Origin of the sequence: Acidovorax sp. LjRoot129 (assembly GCF_964253765.1) — a bacterium.
Lineage (GTDB): Bacteria > Pseudomonadota > Gammaproteobacteria > Burkholderiales > Burkholderiaceae_C > Acidovorax.
The window spans coordinates 4,607,014-4,628,604 of sequence record NZ_CAXUSE020000001.1 but is presented as its reverse complement, the minus strand read 5'-3'; the positions used below and the strand labels follow the sequence as shown (position 1 = coordinate 4,628,604).

Sequence of the window (21,591 nt, the reverse complement as noted above, 5' to 3'; positions counted from 1 at the left end):
CCGTGCTGCTGGGTTTGCAGCAGCGGTTGCGTGTTTTGGCACCAGGTGTTGAAAAGCCAGCAGCCCGCACGCGGCGACGCCCGGGCCAGAGCCTGGGTACCTTCAGACGGCCCGGTCGGCACAATGGCGCCATGACGCCCTCCACCCCGCGCCCTGCCGTGGTCTGGCTGCACGCCGATGCACCGCCCAAGCCGGCCGAAGGCGCGCCCTGCAACGGCTGCGGCCTGTGCTGCCTGGCCGAGCCCTGCCCGCTGGGCATGCTGGTGTCGCGCCGCCGCCATGGCGCGTGTGTAGCGCTGCGCTGGGACGACGCGCAGACGCGCTATCTGTGCGGCATGGTGGCCGACCCCGGCAGCGTGACCGGCCTGCGCCACCGCTGGATTGCAGCGCCGCTGGCCTGGCTGGCCCGGCGCTGGATTGCCGCAGGCGTGGGGTGCGATGCGCGACTGACGACGACCGAGGTGCCTCGCCCGTAGTTCGCCGCGTGCTGCGGGCAACCCGCCTGAATGCGGGGGAGCATCCCCATGCCATTGCTATTAAAAATATAGCTAAGAGTGCTTACATATCAAGCGCTAGGCACCATTTTCATTCATATTTCCGGTTAGAAATAGGGGTTGACGCGTACCGAAGCCGCGCCTTCGGGGTTGTCAGCGCGGCAGGGCCGTTGAAGCCTAGCGCCGCGCCAGGTGCACGCCCGCCAGCATGCAGCGCACCGAGCCGCAGGCCAGCTCAATGGTGGGCACGGCCAGCGGCAGCAGTGTGGCGCTGCGCTCGATGACGGCTCTTTGCTCGCCCGTCAGGCTCGCCGCAGCGCGCGACGACAACGCCAGCAGGCGCCCCTGAGCACCGGTCAGCTCCAGCGCGTTGCCTGCGAATTCGCCGATCTGCTGGGCGCTCAGTTCGACCACATCGCGGCCGGTCTCACGCAGCCGCTCGCGCACCGCGTCTCGCCGCGCGGGGTCGGTGATCAGGTGGAATCCGCCCAGCGCGAAGTTGGTGCCCACGCAGAGCATCACGTTGGTGTGGTAGCACGGCTGGCCCTGCGCATCGGCCGTGGCAAAGGCCATGGGCTCGTAGTTGAAGTGGGTGCAAAACCGCTCCAGCGCCACCGGGTTGGCGCGGTTCGATTGCGCGGTGTAGGCGATGCGGCCGATGTGGTCGAGCACCATCGCGCCGGTGCCCTCCAGGAACATGCCGTCTGCTTCCAGACCCGAGTAGTCGATCACGTCCTGCACGCGGTACTGGGCCTTGAGCAGGTCCAGCACGTCGCTGCGGCGCTCGCGCCGCCGACTGGCGGCGTACATCGAATACACGGCTACGTGGCCGCCGGCGTGGGTGGAGAACCAGTTGTTGGGGAACACCGCGTCCGGTGCGTGGCGCTCGCCCAGGTCTTCGAACAGGTGCACGCGCACGCTGCGGCTTCGAGCTCTGCTGCGGCCTGCGTGACCTCGGCATATGCCTTCCGCGCGATGTCGTCCGGAGCGGCGGTGGTGTGGACTGCCTGAAAGGCGTTGTCGTGCGCGGTGTCCGGGTTGGGGTGAAAGCGATGGGGACGGACCATCACGACGGCGGAGGGGGCTTGGGCAGAGGCGGGTGAGGGCATGGCGATCGATGGCTGCAGGTGGGCGGTGCAAGAATTTTCCGCACAGCACCGGTCAACCAAAAGACTTCAAATTGATCGAAATGCAGCAAAATCTGGCGTTCTGATCACCCCAAGGCCCACTATGAACAGGCTGGACGACACCGACCGCGAAATCCTCAGCATCCTGCGGGCCGACGCGCGCACGCCCGTGGCCACCCTGGCGCTCAAACTGCGCGTCTCCCGCGGCACCGTGCAGAACCGCCTGCACAAGATGGAGGAGGGCGGTGTCATCGTGGGCTACACCGTGCGTCTGCGGCCCGACTCCGAACCCCAGCGCATCCGCGCCTGGATGAGCATCGCCGTGGAGGGCAACGCCGCGCCCGAGGTCATCCGCGCTCTGCGTGGCGAGCCCATGGTGGGCACGCTGCACACCACCAACGGCCGCTGGGACATCGTGGCCGAAGTCCGGGCCGAGAGCCTGGAGGCCTTCGACGCGGCGCTGGGCCGCATCCGCTTGACGCCGGGCATTGCCAATACCGAAACGAGCATCCTGCTGTCCACCTACAAGGCCTGAGGCCCCCAGCAGGGCGCGTGTGGATCAGCTCGCCGGTCCGGCCGAAGCGACAGCGGGCTGGGAGGGCGGGGCATGGCGCCGCGCCGGGCCATGGGGCATGGCCAGCATCACGCAGTGGCGGCCTGCGCGTTTGCCCTCGTACAGCGCGGCATCGGCGCGCTGCAGCACATCGTCGAGCAGCCGTTCGCTAGGCAGGCGCTGTGCCACGCCCAAGGTGGCCGTCAGGTGGATGGTGAGCTCACCCTGCTCCACCGGGGTGGCCGCCAGCCGCTGGACAAACCGCTGGGCCACCGCCGCGGCATCGAGCAGGCTGGCGCCGGGCAGCAGCACCGCAAACTCTTCGCCGCCCATGCGGCCCACGCTGTCGATGTTGCGAAAACAATCCTGGGCCAGGCGCGCCACATGGCGCAGCACATCGTCGCCGGCAGCATGGCCGTGTTGGTCGTTGATTTGCTTGAAGTGGTCCAGATCGAACAGCGCGACCGAAAACGGATGCCCGTCGCGGTCGGCGCGCGCCAGATCCAGCGCAAAGCGCCGCCCGAATTCGCGCCGGTTGAACAGGCCGGTCAGCGGGTCGGTGGTGGCTTGGCGTTGAAGCTCGGCCTGCAGCGCGTTCCCGCGCGCAATCTCGTCCTGCAGCGCTGCGTTGGCCTGCTGCAGCCGCGTGCGCACCACAAATTCCTGCCGCTGCACGCGCTGCAGCCGATTGGCCGAGACAAAGCCCACGACGGCCGGCAGCGTGAGCAGCATGGCCAGCCCCGGCGCAAGGGCCGGGTCGGACCCTCTCAGCATCGAGGTGGCCACCGTGCCCAGGATGCTGAACAGCGCCACCCAGGCCCCGAGGACCACGCGGCCCGGGAGGAAGATGAACAGGCTGAGGTTCAGGACCATGACCATGCCCACGGTCCAGACGCGCATTTCGGGCCGCAGCAGCAAAAAGAGAAAGAAGAACGGAAACCCCGCCAGCTCAAGGCCCATGGCGACATAACCCTGCGGCGCCAGATGCGTTCGGGTGCGCAGCACGTACGCGGTGGGCAACAACACCAGCACCGTCGCGGCGCGGTACGCGAACAGGGTCCAGAACACCGGGCTCGGCCCCAGGGCCTGGTAGTCCGGCACGGCAAACAGCAGCATCAGCGCCGCCCACACCCACAGCGCCGTGCGCAGCTGGCGCGCCATGCGGTGCTGCACGTCGGCGCGGTAGGCGTGCTCGGTGGCCGGGTCGGTGAACTCGGCCCGCCAGAGCGAGATGTGCGGAAGGGGGGTTATCTGCATGGGCTTGCGCGGGGAGCGTGCGGCCGGGCGTGCGTCCAGGGGTGCGTCCGGGTGCGCGCCATTGAGGTTACAGCAAGTGCCCCAGCCTCGATACCCCGGGCTGGTGGTGCCGGCTGTTGGGCTCGGCGCGGCCGCTGCAACCTTTGCGACAGCAACTACGGGCTTTCCTTGATCCAGTGCCGCCGCAGGTGCAGTTCAATAGGAGTTTTTTCTCGCCAGGAGCCCCGCCATGCAACGTCGCCAGATCATCCAATGGGGAGCCGCCAGCCTCGCTACCCCCGCATTCATGGCGCAGGCCCAAAGCTTTCCGGTCAAACCCATCAAACTCGTGATCGCCTTCCCGGCCGGCGGACCCACCGACATCACCATGCGCGCGCTGGCCGACAACGCCAGCAAGATCCTGGGCCAGACCGTGATCGTGGAAAACAAGCCCGGCGCTGGCGGCACGCTGCCCGCGCAGGCGCTGCAGGGCGCAGCCGCCGATGGCTACACCGTGGCGCAGATTCCGCTCGGCGTATTCCGCCTGCCCTACACCACCAAGATCAACTGGGACCCGGTCAAGGACATCAGCTACGTGCTCAACGTCACCGGCTATGCCTTCGGCCTGGTGGTGCCGGCCGACTCGCCGCTCAAGACATGGACCCACTTCGTGGCCTGGGCCAAGGCCAACCCCGGCAAGCTGAGCTACGGCTCCACCGGCACCATGACCAGCCCACACCTGACGATGGAGCTCATCGCCCAGCAACTGGGGCTGGAGCTGCTGCACGTGCCCTACAAGGGCAGCGCCGACCTGATGCAATCCATCCTGGGCGGGCAGATCATGGCGGCGGCCGACTCCACGGGCTTCGCGCCGCAGGTCGAGGCCGGCAAGCTGCGCGTGCTCAACACCTGGGGCGCCGAGCGTCTGGCCAAGTTCCCCGATGCGCCCACGCTCAAGGAGCTGGGGCTGAACCTGGTGCAGAACTCGCCGTTCGGCATTGGCGCACCCAAGGGCACGCCCGACGCGGTGGTCAAGCGCCTGCACGATGCCTTCAAGCAGGCCATGGAGCAGGAGAGCTACCGCACGGCCCTGGCCCGCTACGACATGGTGCCCATGTACATGAGCACTTCGGCGTACAAGAAGTTTGCGCAGGACACCTTCACGCGGGAGAAGGCGCTGGTTGAAAAATTGGGGCTGGCAAAACCCGCTTGAGCGGTCCCGTTTTGGGGGCTTGCGGAGGGGTAGGTCGGGTTCCGTGTGATGATCGCATCCGCATTCAGAACGGACACATATCACCATGGCATCCCCCTCCGACAGCATCAGCATGGCCCTGTTCTGCGACTTTGAAAACGTCGCCCTGGGCGTGCGCGATGCGCAGTACGAAAAGTTCGACATCAAGCCCATCCTGGAGCGCCTGCTGCTCAAGGGCTCCATCGTGGTCAAGAAGGCCTATTGCGATTGGGAGCGCTACAAGGGCTTCAAGGCCACCATGCACGAGGCGAACTTCGAGTTGATCGAAATCCCCCATGTGCGCCAGTCGGGCAAGAACTCGGCCGACATCCGCCTGGTGGTGGACGCGCTGGACCTTTGCTACACCAAGTCGCACGTCAACACCTTCGTCATCATCAGCGGCGACTCGGATTTTTCACCCCTGGTGTCGAAGCTGCGCGAGAACAACAAGCAGGTCATCGGCGTGGGCGTCAAGCAGTCCACGTCGGACCTGCTGATCGCCAACTGCGACGAATTCATCTTCTATGACGACCTGGTGCGCGAGAACCAGCGCGCACAGGCCCGCCGCCAGAACCCCGGCAACAACAATCCCCCCGCCCCACGCCGCAGCCCGGAGGAAGAGCGCAACCGCAAGGAAACCCAGGACGAGCGCCGCACCCAGGGTGTGGAACTGGCCGTCGAGACCTTCGAGGCCCTGCTGTCCGAGCGCGGCGACAGCGGCAAGATCTGGGCCTCGGTGCTCAAGGAAGCCATCAAGCGCCGCAAGCCTGATTTCAGCGAGAGCTACTACGGCTTTCGCACGTTCGGCAATTTGCTGGAAGAAGCGCAGGCACGCGGCCTGCTGGAGTTTGGCCGCGACGAGAGGTCCGGAGCGTATGTGTTCCGCTCGCTGGGCGGCGCTGCAGGTGGTGCGCCGGATGCTGGTGGCCGCGGTGCTGAGGCGCAGGGCGGTGCAGCCGGTTACTTCCGCCATGATTTTCATGCTGTGGCGTCAGTGCCGGACACCTCGGCAGGCCATGGTGAAGGTGGTGGCGGCAGTGGGCGCGGTGGCCGCTCGCGCGGGCGGCGGGGCGAGGGCGCTGGGCGCTCGCAAGCACCGCAGCAGGCAGAAATGCGCCACGATGCGCAGGCAGAGGGTCATCCCGACCAGCAGCCCGACATGGCCCTGGATGCCCGCGATGAAAATCCCTCTCGTGACTCTCGTGACTCTCGTGACTCTCGTGATGCCCGTGATACCCGTGATACCCGGCATTCGCGCAATGCGCAGGATGACGAGCAGCCGGAGCGCCCGACCCGCAGCTATTTCAGCCAGCCGGTGGCTGCACCGGCGATGACGCCAGCACCCGCTTCGGTGGACACCCCATCGCGTCGCGATGCCGTGTTGAATGATGAAGAGGACGAGTTCGGCGCTTCAGGCCAGCAATTTGGGGCCGACGATGCCGACCGCCAAGCGCCAGCACCCGCGATGGCCGAGGCAGCCGAAGAAACCGACACCCCTGAGCCCCGCAGTCGCCGTGCCGGATCGGCAGCGCGCAAGACCAGCGGGCGCAAGGCGGCAGCGGGCGGCTCTGCGGCACCGGCAGCCGCGTCGCAAGCCGAGCCAGCGCCCAAGCCACGATCAGCGTCGGCCAAACCCAAAGCCGCCGCAGCAGCAGAAGCAGCAACTCCAGAGGCCGCTGCAAAGACCGCAGCGCCCCGCGCCCGCAAGCCGCGCAGCGCAGGCAAAACCACCAAGCCTGCCGAGTGACCGGTGCCAGCCGCCGGCCGGGCTGAACGCCTGGCCGCGCGGCTGCTAAGCGGTGCCAGCCAAGCAGCCCTGGTCTTACGCGGAGGCGGCCTGCATCGCAGGCGTGCCGGCCTGATCAGTCAGCCGTTGCCGCACCGCCTCGTAGCTGGGCGGCACACACCCCACCTGCTCCACGCAGTGACTGGCACTGGCCAACGCATGCTGCAACACGGCGCGCAAGCGCTCGGGGGCCAGCAGGGCGACCAGGCCCTCGGGGCGCTCGCACAGGGCTTCCTGGCCCCGCTCCGGCCCCGCCAGCAGCGCGGTGATGAGCCCGGCCAGAAAACAATCTCCGGCGCCCACGGTGTCGGCCACCACCAGGGGGGCGTCCTCTTGCGCATGCACCGCCTCGTCCCCGCGCTGCAACAGCCACGCGCCGCCGGGCCCCAGCGTCAGGGCCAGCCACTGGGCGCGGGTGCGCTCCAGCAGGTGGTGGGCGCGCTGCAATGAAGTCTCGCCGGGCACGGCCAGGGCCTCCAGGTCGTCGTCGCTCACCTTGATGAGGTGGGCATGCTGCAGCGCGACCATCACGTTGGCGCGGTACGCCGGGGCGTCGTCCACCGCCGACAAGCGCAGGTTCGCATCGACCACCACCATGCGCCCGGCGGCGCGCTGCGCGGCCAGCCAGGGCAGGTAGATGGCTGCGTCCTGCGCCACCAGGGCCAGGCAGCCGGTCGCGACGACCTGCAGGCCGGGTTGTGCGGTGCAGGCAGCGTTGAGCGCGTCGGCGGTCACCTGGCGGTCGGCCACGCCGTCGCGATAAAAGCTGTAGCTGGCCTTGCCCTCGGCATCCAGCGCGGCCACTGCCAGGGCGCTGGGCTCGCGCACGGGTGCGGGGGCGGCCAGCGCCACGCCCGCATCGTGCAGACCCTGCGCCAGCTGCCGGCCCAGCAAGTCGCCCGACAACGGGTTCAGGTACAGCGTGCCCACGCCCTGCAGGCCCAGTGCACGCGTCAGGTTGTAGACCGCGCCGCCCGCGCACGGCTTCAGGCGGCCATCGGGCTCTTCGATCAGGTCGAAGAGGGCTTCGCCGGCTGTGGCCACTTGCAGGGCGCGAGACACTTGCGCAGGCGTCGCTGCGCCCGGTAAAGCCGCACTGCTCGGGGCTTGTTCGTTGGAGGAGAGAACGGCCTCCGACACGGTTTGGCTAGGGAAAACCATAACTAAATCCACTTGATTTATTAAATTGCATCGGACTATAGTTCGATCCCATCCACCCGACAAGAGTGGTGTACCTGAGGCGTCACACCGTGTGGGCGCGCAGGCTTTGCCGTCCATTCCAAGGAGACCACCGTGATTCAACGTGCCCCCGCTTCCGTGCTGTCCGCCATTGCCCTGTCTGGTGTCCTGGCCTGCGGCCTCGCCCAGGCTGCCGAGCCCGTGATCGGCCTGATCACCAAGACCGAGACCAACCCCTTCTTCGTAAAAATGAAGGAAGGCGCGACGGCCGAGGCCAAGAAGCTCGGCGCCAAGGTGGTGTCCGCCGCGGGCAAGACCGACGGCGACAACGCCGGCCAGGTGACGGCCATGGAGAACCTGATCGCCGCGGGCGCCACCACCATCCTGATCACGCCCAGCGACGCGAAGGCCATCGTGCCCGCCATCAAGAAAGCCCAGGCCAAGGGCGTGATGGTGATTGCGCTCGACAGCCCCACCGAGCCCGCCGACGCGACCGACGCGCTGTTTGCCACCGACAACTACAAAGCCGGCGAACTGATCGGCCAATATGCCAAGGCCGCGCTGGCCGGCAAGAAGCCGGTGATCGCGATGCTCGACCTGTTCCCCGGACACCCCGTGGGTGCGCAGCGGCACAACGGCTTCCTCAAGGGCTTTGGCCTGCAGGCCAACGACGCCAAGAGCAACGAGCTGTCGCGCCCCGCCGAGGTGGTGTGCATGGCCGACAGCTTTGGCGACCGCGCCAAGGGCCAGACCGGCATGGAAAACTGCCTGCAGAAGAACCCCGACATCAACCTCGTCTACACCATCAACGAACCCGCAGCGGCCGGCGCGTACAACGCACTGAAGGCGGCAGGCAAGGACAAGGGCACCATCATCGTGTCGGTGGACGGCGGCTGCGCCGGCGTGGCGGATGTGGGCAAGGGCGTGATCGCCGCGACATCGCAGCAATACCCGCTGCGCATGGCCGCCCTGGGTGTTGCAGCTGGCGTCGAACATGCAAAGTCCGGCAAGAAGGTCAGCGGCTACACCGACACCGGCGTGACGCTGATCGCCGCCAAGGCCCTGCCGGGCGTGGACAGCAAGGACGTGAAGACCGGCACCGACCTGTGCTGGGGCGCCAAGTAAGCCAGGCCGCGTAGCCGCGTGACCCTATTGCGCCGGGCCCGTGCCCGGTGCGCGGATTGACTTGATGGATCCTCGATTGCCATGAACACCACCGCCTCCAAGCTCCCCCCGCTGGCAACCCTCGGGCCCTTCATCGCGCTCTTGCTGGCCTGCGGTTTCTTTGCGCTGCAGAGCGACCGATTTCTGTCGAGCCAGAACTTCGCGCTCATCCTGCAGCAGGTGATGGTCGTGGGCGTGATCGCCATCGGGCAGACGCTGGTCATCCTGACCGCGGGCATCGACCTGTCGTGCGGCATGGTCATGGCGCTGGGCGGGATCGTCATGACCAAGGTGGCGTCGGACTATGGGCTGTCTGCCCCCGTGGCCATTGCCTGCGGCATGGCGGTGACCACGCTGTTCGGCATGGTCAACGGCCTCCTGGTCACCAAGGTCAAGCTGCCGCCGTTCATCGTGACGCTGGGCACGCTGAACATCGCCTTTGCCGCCACGCAGCTGTATTCGGGCGCGCAGACCATCACCGACATTCCGGACGGCATGACGATGCTCGGCAACACCTTCCAGGTCGGCGGCACGGCCGTGGTGTGGGGGGCGCTGTTGATGCTGGCGCTGTACGTGGCGATGTGGTTCTTCTTGCGCGAGACAGCGCCCGGCCGGCATGTGTACGCGGTGGGCAACAACCCTGAGGCCACGCGGCTGACGGGCATTGCGACCGACAAGGTGCTGCTGGGCGTGTACATGCTCGCAGGCGCTTTCTACGGCATTGCTGCACTGCTGTCGGTGGCGCGCACCGGCGCGGGCGACCCCAATGCGGGGCAGACTGAAAACCTCGACGCCATCAGCGCCGTGGTGCTGGGCGGCACCAGCCTGTTCGGCGGGCGTGGTGTGATTCTGGGCACGCTGGTGGGCGCGCTCATCGTGGGCGTATTCCGCAACGGGCTCACGTTGATGGGCGTGTCTTCGGTCTACCAGATTTTGGTCACCGGCATCCTCGTGATCCTGGCCGTGGCCACCGACCAACTCTCGCGCAAAGGAGTGCGTTGATGAACGCCGCCGCAAACACTACATCTGCACCGCTGGTGATGCAGGCCAAGGGCCTGGTCAAACGCTACGGCCAGGTCGTGGCGCTCGACGGTGCCGACTTTGAACTGCGCGCGGGCGAGATCATGGCCGTGATCGGCGACAACGGCGCAGGCAAGTCCAGCCTGATCAAGGCGCTATCGGGCGCCACCGTGCCGGATGAAGGCAGCATCCTGCTCGACGGTGCGCTGGTGCAGTTCAAAAGCCCCATCGATGCGCGCAAGGCGGGCATTGAGACGGTGTATCAGGACCTGGCCGTGGCCCCGGCCATGACGATTGCAGAGAACCTCTTTCTAGGCCGCGAGCTGCTGCGCCCCGGCATCGCAGGCCGCCTGCTGCGCATGCTCGACAAGAAACGCATGCTCGAAGAAAGCGTGGCGCGCATGAACGAGTTGAAGGTCGGCATCCGATCGATGACGCAGGCAGTGGAAACGCTCTCGGGCGGGCAGCGCCAGTGCGTGGCCGTGGCACGCGCCGCAGCCTTTGCACAGCATGTGGTCATCATGGACGAGCCCACCGCCGCCCTGGGCGTGAAGGAGGGCAACATGGTGCTGGAGCTGATCCGCCGCGTGCGCGACAAGGGCCTGCCGGTGATCCTCATCAGCCACAACATGCCCCACGTGTTCGAGATCGCTGACCGCATCCACATCGCCCGGCTGGGCAAGCGGGCGGCGGTGGTCAATCCGAAGAAGATCAGCATGAGCGACACCGTCGCCGTGATGACCGGCGCCATGCAGGCGTCTGATCTGCCGGCAGAGGTGCTGGCTTGAGGTGCTTTGGTGGCCCGAGCGGTGCGCGGCGCCTTCGCTCCCTCCCTTGCGCGGGAGGCCGTCCTGCGCGCCTGCCGCAGCGCAAGTGACCGTTGCCTGTTCAGCGCAAGGTCCTTCTTCGCGCACTGAACTCCTGAAGTGACTCCGCCCCCATGCTCAAGAACATCGACCCGCTGCTGACCCCCGACCTGCTCAAAGTCCTGGCCGAAATGGGCCACGACGACGCCATCGTGCTGGCCGACGCCAATTTCACCGCCATGAGCCTGGGCGCCGGCAAGCCGGTGTTGCGACTGCCCGGCATCGGCATGGCGCGTGCCATGCAGGCCGTGGCCAGCGTGCTGCCGCTGGCCCAGGACGTGCCCCACCCGGTGGCCTACATGCAGGTGGGCGGCACCGAGGCGCCCTATCAATCGGCCCTGCAGCGCGAAACACTGCAGGTGCTCGCCCGGGAAGGGGTGAGGCATGAGCAGGCAGAAGGCATAGAGCGCTTTGCGTTCTATGAACGCGTCAAGCGCGCCTACGCCATTGTCGTGACGGGCGAAGCCCAGCCCTGGGGAAACTTCCTGTTGCGCAAGGGTGTCATCGGCGACACTTTGCTGCCTTGAGACCCCTTTCCGCCGTTGCCACCGTGACTCCCTTAGATTCCGCAGAACTGCCCACCACCAGCGCCGAAGCGCCGGAGCCCCACGCCGCCGCCGGCAACGGCCCTGTGCGCCTGCGCCAGCGGGGCTCCAACAACGTGGGGATGCGCCAGTTCAACGAACGCGTCGTGCTGCAGGCCCTGCGCACCCACGGCAGCCTGGCCAAGGCCGAGATGGCGCGGGTCACGGGCCTCACGGCGCAGACCATCGGCCTCATCACCGCGCGGCTGGACGAAGACCAGCTGCTGCGCCGCGAAGCGCCCGTGCGCGGCCGCGTAGGCCAGCCCTCGGTGCCCATCGGCCTGAACCCCGACGGCGCGTTTTCCATCGGCATCAAGATCGGCCGCCGCAGTGCCGACTGGCTGCTGGTGGACTTCACCGGCCACGTGCGCGAGCGCGTGGTGCTCGACTACGCATTCCCCGACATCGACGTGCTGCTGCCTGCCATCCGCCAGCACCTGAACCAGCTGCTGGACGGCCTGGGCCCGCTGCGATCCCGGGTCGTGGGCGTGGGCGTGGCCGCACCGTTCCAGATCGGCGGGTGGCACCGCATGCTGGGGCTGACCGAGGCGCAGTCTGAAGCCTGGAATGACCTGGACCTGGGCGAGCAGGTGCAGCAGATGACCGACCTGCCGGTGAGCTTTGCCAAGGACACCTCGGCCGCCTGCGTAGCCGAGCTGCTCCAGGGCCGCGGCCGCGATATCCCGAGTTTTCTGTACCTGTTCATGGACACCTTCATTGGCGGCGGGCTGGTCATCAACTCGCACCTGCACCGCGGCCTGCACGGCAACGCCGGGGCGGTCGCCTCACTGCCGCTCGCGCCAGCACCGCCGGGGCAGACGCCCGCGCAACTGATCAGCCAGGCCTCGCTGTGGGAGCTGGAGCAGCGTTTTCGTGCCCACGGGTTGGATCCCATGGCCGCCTACGACAAGCGAGTGCTGCAGGCGCCGTGGATCGAGCACAGCCGCGCCTGGATCGACAGCGCCGCGGCCGCGCTCGCGCACTGCATCGTGTCAGCCACCGCGTTCCTCGACCTCGATGCCGTGGTGCTGGACGGAGCGTCGGCACCCGAGCTGCTCCAGGCGCTGTGCGAAGGCGCCCGCCGGTCAATGGCCGACTACAACTGGGAAGGCCTGCACCAGCCGCCCCGACTGGAGCTCGGCAGCATCGGCTCCGACGCCCGCGCGCTGGGCGGCGCGCTGCTGCCGCTGCATGCCTGCTTTGCGCCTGATACGGAGATCTTTTTGAAGGCGTGAAGCGGGACTGTGCTGGGCTGCGTCAAATGAGTTGCTATAAAATTAATAGCTTGTGGCGCTTGTGGATAAAGCGCTAGAGGCCATTTTGACTACCAAATGCGCGCTGAGGAGGCCTCAGAATCAGCGCCCACTGCCTTCCCGCCCCGCCAGAGTCGACCGCGCCACTTCGGCAAACCCCGCCCCGCGCTCGCCTTTGGTGAGGTAGCGCGGCAGATGTTGAAGTTGCGGCACAACCGCGCAATGTTGCCACGCCCACGCTGCACGGAAAATGCTCGAACATAGGCTGGTCGTTTGGGGGAGTCGCCAACGGTCTCGCGGCCCCCGAATCCGTGGAGTTGTGGCGCGGTGGGCGTTTGGGCGCCGCGCTGGGTTTACTGAAGCGCCTTTGTATGCGCGCGAAATTAGCGGGCGAGTGGACGCATCCTGCTCTACAGCTTTGCCAGGGACCATCGCCGCCGAACAAGAGGCACTGCACCGTTTCAGCCACGGTGGCATCGGACACAGGCCATGTCTGCGAGAAAGGCTCGCTCCAGCCGCCGGGCTGCCTGCGATGGGGATGATGTTGCACCCTGAGGAATTTAAACTCCAGAGTGCCTTTATCGCGCCTGGGGTAATGGCGCAACCAGTTGCGAGAGTCTCGTCAATGTCAGTGAGGACATCAGGCAACCCGACAGTTTCGGGGTAGTGCCAGAGGTTGATTGCGTGCATCCGGGAAAGTGGCTGATGAGTTCGTCGCACACGCGGAGCATGGATTCATGGCCAATAATTTTATTTGGGGGCTGAAGTGCCCATGCCGGCGACTAAAAACTCAATGAAACGTTGGAATATTTTTAATCTCAAGAAAGCGTCTGGGCAGAGAGTTTTAATCTGGATCTGGCTAGTGTTCGTAAACATTATTGCCATCTATGGATTGCGCAAGGTTTATGTGCAGTCGATAGGCAAGCGCAACAGCGATGCAGAATGGGTCTATCTGCCGGCCGGAAGAAAACTCCTGGAAAACCCGCTAGATTTTATTACTACCGATATTCTGAGCTACAGCGTAGCACCCTTGGGCTATGTATGGAGTGCAATTTGGGGAGTGAATGAGTTCGCAATCAAGTTGGCGAACTGCGCACTCTTTCTCATTTGTATCTATTTAGTGTGGCGCATTGCCTTCAGGCTGGGAGGCGCCGTAGCCGCTGTTGCGGCTACTGGTACATGGGCAACCTCCCATACTCTGCTGCATGCCATTCCGCAAGTATTGACGGAGGCTATGTACATGTTCGGTTTCTTGCTGTTTGTCTTCGGGCTGGTGGAGGCAATCGTTTCAGGGAATCCGAGAATCCGCTGGTTCGCGACGGCATCTTTCGGTTTGGCGATAACGCTTTTGTCGCGTCCAGTGCTGCAATACATCATCCTTGGAGTACTCGCTCTTTTGCTCGTCGTGTACGTCGCCTCGCGAATGAGGTTGCTCCTTGTTTCTGGAGCATATATAAGAAAGGTTTTCCATCGTGCTGCTTGTGCCATGCTTTTTGCGCTGATACTCCCTGCATTGGTCATAGTAAAAAACGGCATTTATTTTGATAGTTGGAGTATAGGGACGGGTGCGGGAGCTGGTCTGTATTATGGTGTACACCCCTTGCATATGGGGGAGGAGCCGTTTTATACCAATTTTCAATATGACATAGGGCGCACCGCATCTACTATTAATCCCGCTACTCGGGGTAATTTGGAGGTCGAGGCGGATCGCTGGCAAAAGGATATTGCGCTACATATGATTGCGCAAACAAGTTTGGTGGACAATATTAAATTCTTTGCCAGTAAGGCTCGTGCATGGCTTTTGTATAGCCCTGCAGAGCATTACTTAGATCGGGAGTGGCGCGGGAAGCGCCAAGCCATGGTGATACTGATTGGTGCTGCAGTTTTGCTGCTGCTGCACGCCGCATTGCGTCGAGGTGGTGGGGCAGTGATTGCAATTCTTGAGCAACTCGTGCCGCCCAGCCTTGATCACAAGAGTCCGTATCAGGCGAACTTGGTAGCCTCCTCTTCGCAAGCCAAAGGGATGCTTTTTTGTTGCGCAGCTTTGCTCGCGCTTATATTAGGGATGATTATCCAGTTTCTTCCCATACTTTATAATGCGCGCTACAACGGAGTATTTCTTGATCCACTTTTTGTTATCCTTGCTTCGGTCGGTCTGGCGGTGCTAACGCGGGACGTGCGCCTGTCGCTGACATCAAATAACGCCGCGAGTGATGCGAGGTTCAAGTGGAGGAGGGCGGCTGGGCAAATTTTTTTGATGACGGTGCTTATTTATGCACATAAAACGGCCAGTAACTGGTCAATGCGGCATGAGAGACTCTCCCCCGATCCCTATCGGCTTGGCCCTGCCACTGTGGTTTTGGACGGGGATGCATTCGGCGCCGCTAGCTCCATTGGGATGAAATCCATTGGGGAAAATGAGTGGATAATTACTGGCTACCCTTCCGAACTAGTTGTCCCGGTTAATATTCCACCCGGTTTGAGGGTGGGCAGTGAGGAAGTATATGAAGCAATATGGCGGATCAGGTTGCAATTGCGCGGGATTATTCCAAGTGCTTGTCGGGATGTGGAAGTGAGTTACTCCCGTCCGGAAAACCCAAAATCGCCTCTGCCTCCACGCGTATTTCTGTCGCGAGGTGGCGAGATGCGCACCTACGCTTTCAGTGGAGGCTTTAGTATGCGGCCGCGCGATAGTGGTGAGCTGAGATTAAAATTTACCTGTCCAATCGGCACTCAGATAAAGTGGGGAGGGGCAGAGCTTCTGAGTTCCACCTTGGCAGAGGCTAGTAGAGAGCTAATAAAAAAGGGAGCGGCATTCTTTCCATATCAATCTTACGATCCACGTCTGCCGAACCCGCGCTAGTTATGCACCAGCGCGGAGCGGCATTTTGACTGAAGAATCCCACCTGTACGTTTCATAATCACCGCCCCCCGCTCTCCCCTCCAACCAGAATCGCTCGCGCCACTTCGGCAAACCCGGCGCCGCGTTCGCCTTCGGTGACGTAGCGCGGCAGGTGCTGGAGTTGCGGCACAAACCGCGCGATGTTGGCTACACCGACGCTGTGCGTGAAGTGCTGGAACATCGCCTGGTCGTTGCCCGAGTCGCCGACAAACACCCAGCGGTCCAGCTCCTGCGCCAAGTCCCGGCCCCATAGCTCACGCACGATCCAGCAGGCGCCCAGCCACTTGTTGAAATCGCCAAAACAGCCGTGGATGTGGATGCTGCTCACGGTGGTCTGCATGCCTACGCGCTGCAGCACGGCGAGGATCTGTTGCACTGTCTCTGGCGTGTGCCGGGCAAACTCGGCGTAGTCAAACGCAATGTCCGTCTCGCGTCCATCGCTGTCATGGCTCAAGGTGACGCCGGGCACCTCCGCCGCCACCAGCGCCGCGATGTCGCGCATGCGCGCCTGGTTGGCGCGCCGGGTGGCGGCGTCCTGCTGATAGAGCTTGGTCAGCGGCCCCTGGGAACTGGTGCCGTGAACAAACGCCACAGCGCCATTTTCCGCGACCATCGCATCCACGGGCCAGGCGGCATCAGGGCCAGCCGCCATGAAGGGCTCGCACCAGCCAATCGGACGACCGGTGATGGAAATGACTGCGAGGCCCGAGGCTTTGAGGTCAGCCATGGCCTGCAAGGCGTCTGGCGTGATGGCGCCGTCGGTGGTTAGTGTGTCGTCGATGTCGGTCATGATCCCGAACAGCGAGGAAGGAGCGACCCATCGCGCAAGTGGGCTCAAGGTTGTCATATCGGGGGCCAGATGGGTGTCTTTGTGTGCGTGCCTGCGTGCAGGCACCGGGCTACTTCTTTGCAAATTCAACCAACGCGCGGTACAACTGATCTGAACCTTCCTGCTTGTTTTCAGGGTTCAGTTCCAGGCGATTGATGGCAAAGGTATTGGCAAAACGCTTGGGCACAATCGAAAAGTAGTAGGGGCTTACGAACCTTGCGCCTTGGTCGTATTGCGCCTGCAGGGCCCTGGCGTGAGCAGTGGAGGATTTCCATTGTTGCGGATGGAATTCTGGAACGCCGTAATCAGTGATGCGTTCTTTCGCCAGATATTGGCGCATCCATGGGCTGCTCGTTGCGCCCCCGTACATGTTGATGCCCTGCTTCCAGGGCATGGAGCCTCTAAGGGTCTGATCGGCACTGAGGAGTTGGGCATTCCAGGACGAGTTCACGCCCGGCATGATCTGGTGTGAAAACAGCTTATTTGCGGGCAAGCCTGAACGCAGGGCGCGGTGGTGAAACTCTCTCAGCAGGCTCTGCACTTGCCACTCTCTGTATTCGTTCCAGAGGCGGGCTAGCGGGTTGTAGTAAACATCGCCTCCCGAAGTTGGCAGATCCAACCAGGCTCGCAGTCCCGGAAGTTTCTCAGTGGCCAGAGGTAGGGATGTCAGCCCAGCCACAGTTTGCAAGGGGACTGAAGGCCGCCCGTGGGCGGCTACAACAAATTCGGTTTCGCCAAGGAGATATTGCTTGCCGCCGGAGGTCGCCACCGCCTGCGCTTTGTATCGGCCCAGTGGTAGCGCGGAATAGTCATAACGAAAGCGAAACCCGACATTCGGGTCAGTCACGGCGTCCACTGCCCGGTAAACGTCCAAGCGGTTGAGATAGCGTTCCATCGGCCCGACGTGCTTGCCGTTCACAAATAGATCCAACTGCTGAACTGTGTTGTGGGGATCCCAAACCCATCCTGCCACAGTGAGATTGCCTCCCGCGAACGCGTCGTAGTGTTCGCTAAAGTGTGCGAGTTTCTCCTTGCGCCCGTCCTTGGATGGAGCCTCCACCCTGCTGAAGGTGGCGAGCTTCAGCCCCATTTCGATATTGAGCCGCTGCACCGTATGAAATCTCTTTTGCAGCCAAGAGCGGAATCCTTGGATGGAAGCAGGGCTGTAGTCGGTGACTCGGACCTCCTTGAATGCACCCATACCGTTCTCGAAATCCGGAAACATATGGTGTAACTCGCCCATGAACGTAATGGCCACAATCCGCTTCTGCACGTCTGGCGGCAGTGCTCGCAATTTGCGGGATACGTGTTCCAAGGCGGCATAGCGATACCGATTGACCGGTAGCTTGGGGTCGGTTTGCAGCGTATAGGGGATGACTTGGTAGCCGAAGTAGTTCAAGTCCAGAGGCCTGCCGCCCTGCAATTGAAGAAGGTTTTCGGGGTCTTTCAGCAGTTCCCGGCTCAGAGGGCCAAAAGAGTCGAAGTGGTCTGCTGGTAAATACAGCACCACTGGTCGCCTGACGTCCCGAATGACTCGCAGAAAGTTGTCGAGTTGCGCCTCGTCGATTTCCCATCCATCCCTGGTTGGCCGGTAGAGTCCCAACAGTGGCAGTGTCGCGGTGAAGCCTACTTGCACACGTCCTTTGGGGCCACCGGGTTCCAGCGTCTCTAACAGCCTGCTGAGGGCCGCCGCCCCACTGATTCCCATGCTTCTGCATCGAGCTTCGACGTCATACGCGCTGCTCAACGTGCGGTCCATTGCTGCTTCGTCACACATGTGCAGCCCCTCGATAACAGGCGCAAGAATCAAAGGGGCGCGCTGCCTATTGGGGATCGTTTGCGCCGCTAACTCTGTGATGGCGCCAATTGCCAAACACGCTCCCAAGGCAACAAATATCGAGACGGGTTTAAGTCGGCGGGATCGCATGGGGATCAAGTGGCGGAAGGGGGTTACCGACTCTATGCGCACTGTCCAGGCCAGCATTCTTTGTGGCACTGCTTATGGCAGGAAGGAGTGCAAGCGGGAGCGTAAAAAATGGCAGGAGATAGCGGTACTCCCCTGCGATTGAAAAGAAGAAGACGCCGCCCCACTGAAGGATCATTGGAAACACGATCAGTAAAACGGGCACGTCGATGCACCGGATGCACCGGCCAGCAGCCCAAAGCAAGAGTGCAAATCCAAGCCAAGGCGTCCATAATACCCATCGCCATCGGTAGCTCTTCGCATGTATTTTGTGTGACCAGTGTTCCGCTTCCTCCAACTGAAAAATGCGATACGTGGATTCCGAGCTCACGCGTGGCAGCACGTTCGAAGCGTAAGACAAGGACGGGAAACCGCCTTGGGCCAACGCAGCAGACAGAAATACATTGACGCGGCTGGCGACAAAGTCCGGAAGGTTGTGCCACAAGTTATATGTCCAGAACTCGCGAACCACGATGCGTTTGTCTTCCGTAGAAAGCCCGCCAACCTGAGGCCCTTCTGGGTGAAAGACGAGCATGTCCCAATACACCGGGTCTCTGTACTGTTGGATCTTCTCAAGCGAATGCTGGCGGCTCAAGGCCTCGATTGAGGGCTGTGAAACCTTGGGCGCTGCGAGAACCCATGGATCGTTCATGTGGGGGTATAGCTTCCACAATTCGTTCATGGCGCGCTTCTGCAAAAAGCCTGCTGTCTCGAATGCCGCCAAAGGAAACTGAGTCTCTTGAGTGGTCGTACGATGGAGTTGGTTGCCGATCGACACGATGGCGCACCAGCAGACCGTGATCGCAACCCACCAAACGCGGCCGCGACCTTCCATCCAGAACGCGCCAAGTGCCACCGGGACTAGGAGAATTAGCCCGTTGGGCCGCACAAAGACGGCAAATGGCAATGCCAAGGCCAGTACTGACAAGGACGCTGTCGACGCCGTTCTGCGCTTCACGCACAGCCAGACTTCAAAGAGCATAGCTGCCGAAGCCACGGCAAAGAGACCATCCGGGTAAAGTGACCCCATGAAGTAAATCATGTGCGGCGCCAGTGCTATGGCAAACAAAGCAAACCAGAACACTTTGTACAGTCTGTGCTCCCAGTACCAAGCCAGCATCCGGGCTAGCAGGGCTGCGCAGATCAACAGCGAAGCGATGACCGGGGCCTCCACTCTGGCGGTTGTCCCGTAGAGCAGCTTGACGAAGTAGTACCACACCACCGTCTTTCCGGAGCGGAACGCTTCGGGGTTCTGTACCTCAAGCAGGACGGCCACGCTGTCCTCACCCAACACGCCCGGCCAGAACGTGGCTAGCCATGCTCCATAGACACCCACCAGCAGCAGCAGCAGCACAAGGAAACGTGCCATCGGGCGGGTTAAAAAATGGCGCATCAAGGAATGGAGCAGGGGATACGGGAGCACTGAAGCGTCCTATCGGGAGTACCGCGTACGACGCTCAGGAATGCCTGATCAATACGGCTTATCGAGCGGTGTGTTGTTCAGTCGCTCTGTTTAGGAAGTTTCGGCGGGACTGGTTCAAGTGATTTGCTCAGGGGCTCGGTAGGCAGGTTGCCGACGTCGTAATGCAGAAAGGCAATCAGGCACTGAATCCCTATGAGCACAGGTAACGCAGCCAGCATAACTGTGCCGCTCGTGGCTGGATTGTGAGAGCGTGCACTATCAAACCATTGGAGGACTCCAAACGCTCCGCCAGCGATTAGGAGCAAAGTACCGCAAATGCTGTAAAGCGTCCCGACGTTGAAGTCCCGCACTAGATAGCTGTACACGTATCTCCGCCACAAGCGGGAAGCATGTTTTCGCAGAAATTCCGGCAGTACTTTGCCGATCTTGAGATTCGATTCCTCGTCGGCATACACCGAATCCATCGGTATGTCCTTGACCACCGCACGCAACGTGTTGAGGCGGAACAGCATGTCTGTTTCGAAGAAGTAACGCTGCTCAAGCTTGTCCAATGGCAATTCAGCCAGTACACAAGTACGGGCGGCGGTGTAGCCGTTAGTGGGGTCCATCACATTCCAGTACCCGCAGCTGAGTTTCGTGATGAACGACAGAACGGCGTTTCCGAACAAACGCACCGGGGGCATGCCCTGCACCGACTCGGGTCGGAAAAAGCGGTTGCCCTTGGTGTAGTCGGCCTCTTTACGCAGCAACGGGCGCACGAATTTCTGAAGAAGTGCGGGATCCATTTGACCATCGCCATCGATCTTGACCACGATGTCCATGCCATGGGCAATGGCGGCTTTATAGGCGGTGATGACGGCGCCGCCCACACCGCGGTTTTCAGGGTTGTAGAGCACCCGTACACGGGGGTCCCGGTTGCGTTCCTCGATGAACCTGCCGCTAGCGTCTGGACAGGCGTCATCTACGGCGTAAATAGCCTCGACCTCGGGGCCGATGGCCGCTATCACGTCCAGTACATGTTGGGTTACTTTGTAGCAAGGAATGGCGACCGCTATGCGCATGGGGTGCTTCAGTTAGTGGACGCCAGTGCTACTCCGGCCAGAATCAGCGCGCCCCCGGCCAGGGTGCGCCACCCGATAGGTTCGCCCAAGAGCAGCCAAGCCAACGTAGGAACAATTACGAAGGCAAGTCCCATGAACGGATACGCCAGATGCAGCGGCGCCTGACGCAATATCCAGATCCACGCCAGCGTGGTGATCCCATACAGCGCCAGCGCTGCGATGAGCCACCCGTTCTGCAGCAGCCCCAGAGGGGAAAGGCTTGCTGGCAGGCCTGCGGCAGCCTTCTTGAAGAGCAATTGGCCGATCGAGATGCAGAGGACGCAGAGCAGGGTGTAGAAGCTGAGAGCAGGGGTCATGCCTGGGAGGTCAGTGGGGCTGGCGGAAAGTTGGGGATTCTAGGTGAGCGTGCGGATTTTTCGAGTTGCGAGCCGGTAAGAGCGCTGAGCTGGGAAGCGCCACGACCCTCATAGGACTAAGGTGGTATATGGCCACACCTGCCAAAACCTGCGCTTCGGGATCACCCAATGGGTGGTATTGGCAGCATGCATCGCAATGCTGAGCATGAGATCGTCCGGAATGCGCTGTAGGTAACATAAACGTCACTCATCAATAGCTCTACATACCCTTCTCCTAACGATAGCAAAGGAATTTCTCGTATTGTTCTCGCACTCGTGATGCTAGTGCGGGTTGACCAAAGCTACACGTCACTGCTCGATGGCAAAAGCAGGTTGCAGAAAGTGGTAACCCTTGAAACTGTATGGGCGCGGGAGGCTATTCTCCTCTGACGGGCGATATCGGATGCTATTCAATTAAGCCAAAAATTACATACCCTTAGTGCCGCAGTCTTCGGAGACAAGTGGCCCTATGCAGTCCATCAACTTGTGCTTGCCGTCCACAGATTGCACCGCGCAAACAGCGTG

17 protein-coding genes and 2 pseudogenes are annotated in these 21,591 nt (G+C 62.6%); 10 read left to right on the top strand and 9 right to left on the bottom strand.

Translation table 11 applies throughout. The features are described 5' to 3' along the window. Positions 1-131: 131 nt before the first annotated feature. On the top strand, positions 132-476 hold the full coding sequence (locus ACSQ3Q_RS21100) for a hypothetical protein (RefSeq protein ID WP_436136281.1): 345 nt from the start codon (positions 132-134) through the stop codon (positions 474-476). Between the two features lie 195 nt (positions 477-671). Here the strand turns inward: ACSQ3Q_RS21100 and ctlX are convergent. Continuing rightward, positions 672-1,603, bottom strand: a pseudogene (ctlX, locus tag ACSQ3Q_RS21095) (citrulline utilization hydrolase CtlX). A gap of 121 nt (positions 1,604-1,724) precedes the next feature. Here ctlX and ACSQ3Q_RS21090 point away from each other — a divergent pair. Further along, on the top strand, positions 1,725-2,156 hold the full coding sequence (locus ACSQ3Q_RS21090) for an Lrp/AsnC family transcriptional regulator (protein ID WP_436136280.1): 432 nt from the start codon (positions 1,725-1,727) through the stop codon (positions 2,154-2,156). Between the two features lie 24 nt (positions 2,157-2,180). Here the strand turns inward: ACSQ3Q_RS21090 and ACSQ3Q_RS21085 are convergent, their stop codons facing one another. After that, entirely contained in the window at positions 2,181-3,431 is a 1,251-nt protein-coding gene (locus ACSQ3Q_RS21085) for a GGDEF domain-containing protein (protein ID WP_436136279.1), read from the bottom strand. Positions 3,432-3,660: 229 nt separating this feature from the next. Here ACSQ3Q_RS21085 and ACSQ3Q_RS21080 point away from each other — a divergent pair, with 229 nt between their 5' ends. Together ACSQ3Q_RS21080 and ACSQ3Q_RS21075 are read left to right on the top strand one after the other, a co-directional pair. Continuing rightward, positions 3,661-4,623, top strand: a complete 963-nt coding sequence (locus tag ACSQ3Q_RS21080; protein WP_436136278.1) for a Bug family tripartite tricarboxylate transporter substrate binding protein — start codon at positions 3,661-3,663, stop codon at positions 4,621-4,623. Between the two features lie 85 nt (positions 4,624-4,708). Further along, complete coding sequence (locus ACSQ3Q_RS21075) at positions 4,709-6,388, top strand: NYN domain-containing protein (RefSeq protein ID WP_436136277.1); 1,680 nt, start codon at positions 4,709-4,711, stop codon at positions 6,386-6,388. 75 nt (positions 6,389-6,463) lie between these two features. Here the strand turns inward: ACSQ3Q_RS21075 and ACSQ3Q_RS21070 are convergent, their stop codons facing one another. After that, positions 6,464-7,588, bottom strand: a complete 1,125-nt coding sequence (locus ACSQ3Q_RS21070; RefSeq protein WP_436136276.1) for a PfkB family carbohydrate kinase — start codon at positions 7,586-7,588, stop codon at positions 6,464-6,466. A 135-nt stretch (positions 7,589-7,723) separates the two neighbouring features. On the opposite strand from ACSQ3Q_RS21070, the gene ACSQ3Q_RS21065 reads away from it, so the two are divergent. The 5 genes from ACSQ3Q_RS21065 to ACSQ3Q_RS21045 all read left to right on the top strand — a co-directional run bounded on the left by ACSQ3Q_RS21065 (position 7,724) and on the right by ACSQ3Q_RS21045 (position 12,475). Next, positions 7,724-8,731 carry a sugar ABC transporter substrate-binding protein gene (locus tag ACSQ3Q_RS21065; RefSeq protein WP_436137046.1) on the top strand — a complete coding sequence of 336 codons (1,008 nt, stop codon included), beginning with the start codon at positions 7,724-7,726 and terminating at the stop codon, positions 8,729-8,731. A gap of 81 nt (positions 8,732-8,812) precedes the next feature. Next, a complete protein-coding gene (locus ACSQ3Q_RS21060; RefSeq protein WP_436136275.1) occupies positions 8,813-9,772 on the top strand; it encodes an ABC transporter permease in 960 nt (319 codons plus the stop codon). Beyond that, positions 9,772-10,578, top strand: coding sequence for an ATP-binding cassette domain-containing protein (locus ACSQ3Q_RS21055; protein WP_436136274.1), 807 nt, complete (start codon positions 9,772-9,774; stop codon positions 10,576-10,578). Before ACSQ3Q_RS21060 ends, ACSQ3Q_RS21055 begins: the two co-directional genes overlap by 1 nt. 152 nt (positions 10,579-10,730) lie before the next feature. Further along, the gene (locus tag ACSQ3Q_RS21050) at positions 10,731-11,183 is read left to right on the top strand and encodes an RbsD/FucU family protein (RefSeq protein ID WP_436136273.1); all 453 of its coding nucleotides are present in this window, start codon (positions 10,731-10,733) and stop codon (positions 11,181-11,183) included. Positions 11,184-11,323: 140 nt separating this feature from the next. Continuing rightward, positions 11,324-12,475 (top strand): ROK family transcriptional regulator, encoded by a 1,152-nt coding sequence (locus ACSQ3Q_RS21045; protein WP_436137045.1) that lies wholly within the window; start codon positions 11,324-11,326, stop codon positions 12,473-12,475. A 120-nt stretch (positions 12,476-12,595) separates the two neighbouring features. Here ACSQ3Q_RS21045 and ACSQ3Q_RS21040 read toward each other — a convergent pair. Beyond that, positions 12,596-12,767 (bottom strand): annotated as a pseudogene (locus ACSQ3Q_RS21040) (HAD family hydrolase); the annotation flags it as partial. Between the two features lie 498 nt (positions 12,768-13,265). On the opposite strand from ACSQ3Q_RS21040, the gene ACSQ3Q_RS21035 reads away from it, so the two are divergent. Then, positions 13,266-15,356: a hypothetical protein gene (locus ACSQ3Q_RS21035; RefSeq protein ID WP_436136272.1), complete on the top strand. Its 2,091-nt coding sequence runs from the start codon at positions 13,266-13,268 to the stop codon at positions 15,354-15,356. 58 nt (positions 15,357-15,414) lie between these two features. Here the strand turns inward: ACSQ3Q_RS21035 and ACSQ3Q_RS21030 are convergent, their stop codons facing one another. The 5 genes from ACSQ3Q_RS21030 to ACSQ3Q_RS21010 all read right to left on the bottom strand — a co-directional run bounded on the left by ACSQ3Q_RS21030 (position 15,415) and on the right by ACSQ3Q_RS21010 (position 21,027). After that, positions 15,415-16,242, bottom strand: coding sequence for an HAD family hydrolase (locus tag ACSQ3Q_RS21030; RefSeq protein ID WP_436136271.1), 828 nt, complete (start codon positions 16,240-16,242; stop codon positions 15,415-15,417). Positions 16,243-16,294: 52 nt separating this feature from the next. After that, entirely contained in the window at positions 16,295-18,151 is a 1,857-nt protein-coding gene (locus tag ACSQ3Q_RS21025; RefSeq protein WP_436136270.1) for a hypothetical protein, read from the bottom strand. Beyond that, positions 18,132-19,556, bottom strand: a complete 1,425-nt coding sequence (locus ACSQ3Q_RS21020) for a hypothetical protein (RefSeq protein WP_436136269.1) — start codon at positions 19,554-19,556, stop codon at positions 18,132-18,134. The genes ACSQ3Q_RS21025 and ACSQ3Q_RS21020 overlap by 20 nt, the downstream gene beginning before the upstream one ends. A gap of 131 nt (positions 19,557-19,687) precedes the next feature. Next, positions 19,688-20,671 carry a glycosyltransferase family 2 protein gene (locus ACSQ3Q_RS21015; protein WP_436136268.1) on the bottom strand — a complete coding sequence of 328 codons (984 nt, stop codon included), beginning with the start codon at positions 20,669-20,671 and terminating at the stop codon, positions 19,688-19,690. Between the two features lie 8 nt (positions 20,672-20,679). Continuing rightward, positions 20,680-21,027, bottom strand: a complete 348-nt coding sequence (locus tag ACSQ3Q_RS21010) for an EamA family transporter (RefSeq protein WP_436136267.1) — start codon at positions 21,025-21,027, stop codon at positions 20,680-20,682. Positions 21,028-21,591 lie beyond the last annotated feature (564 nt).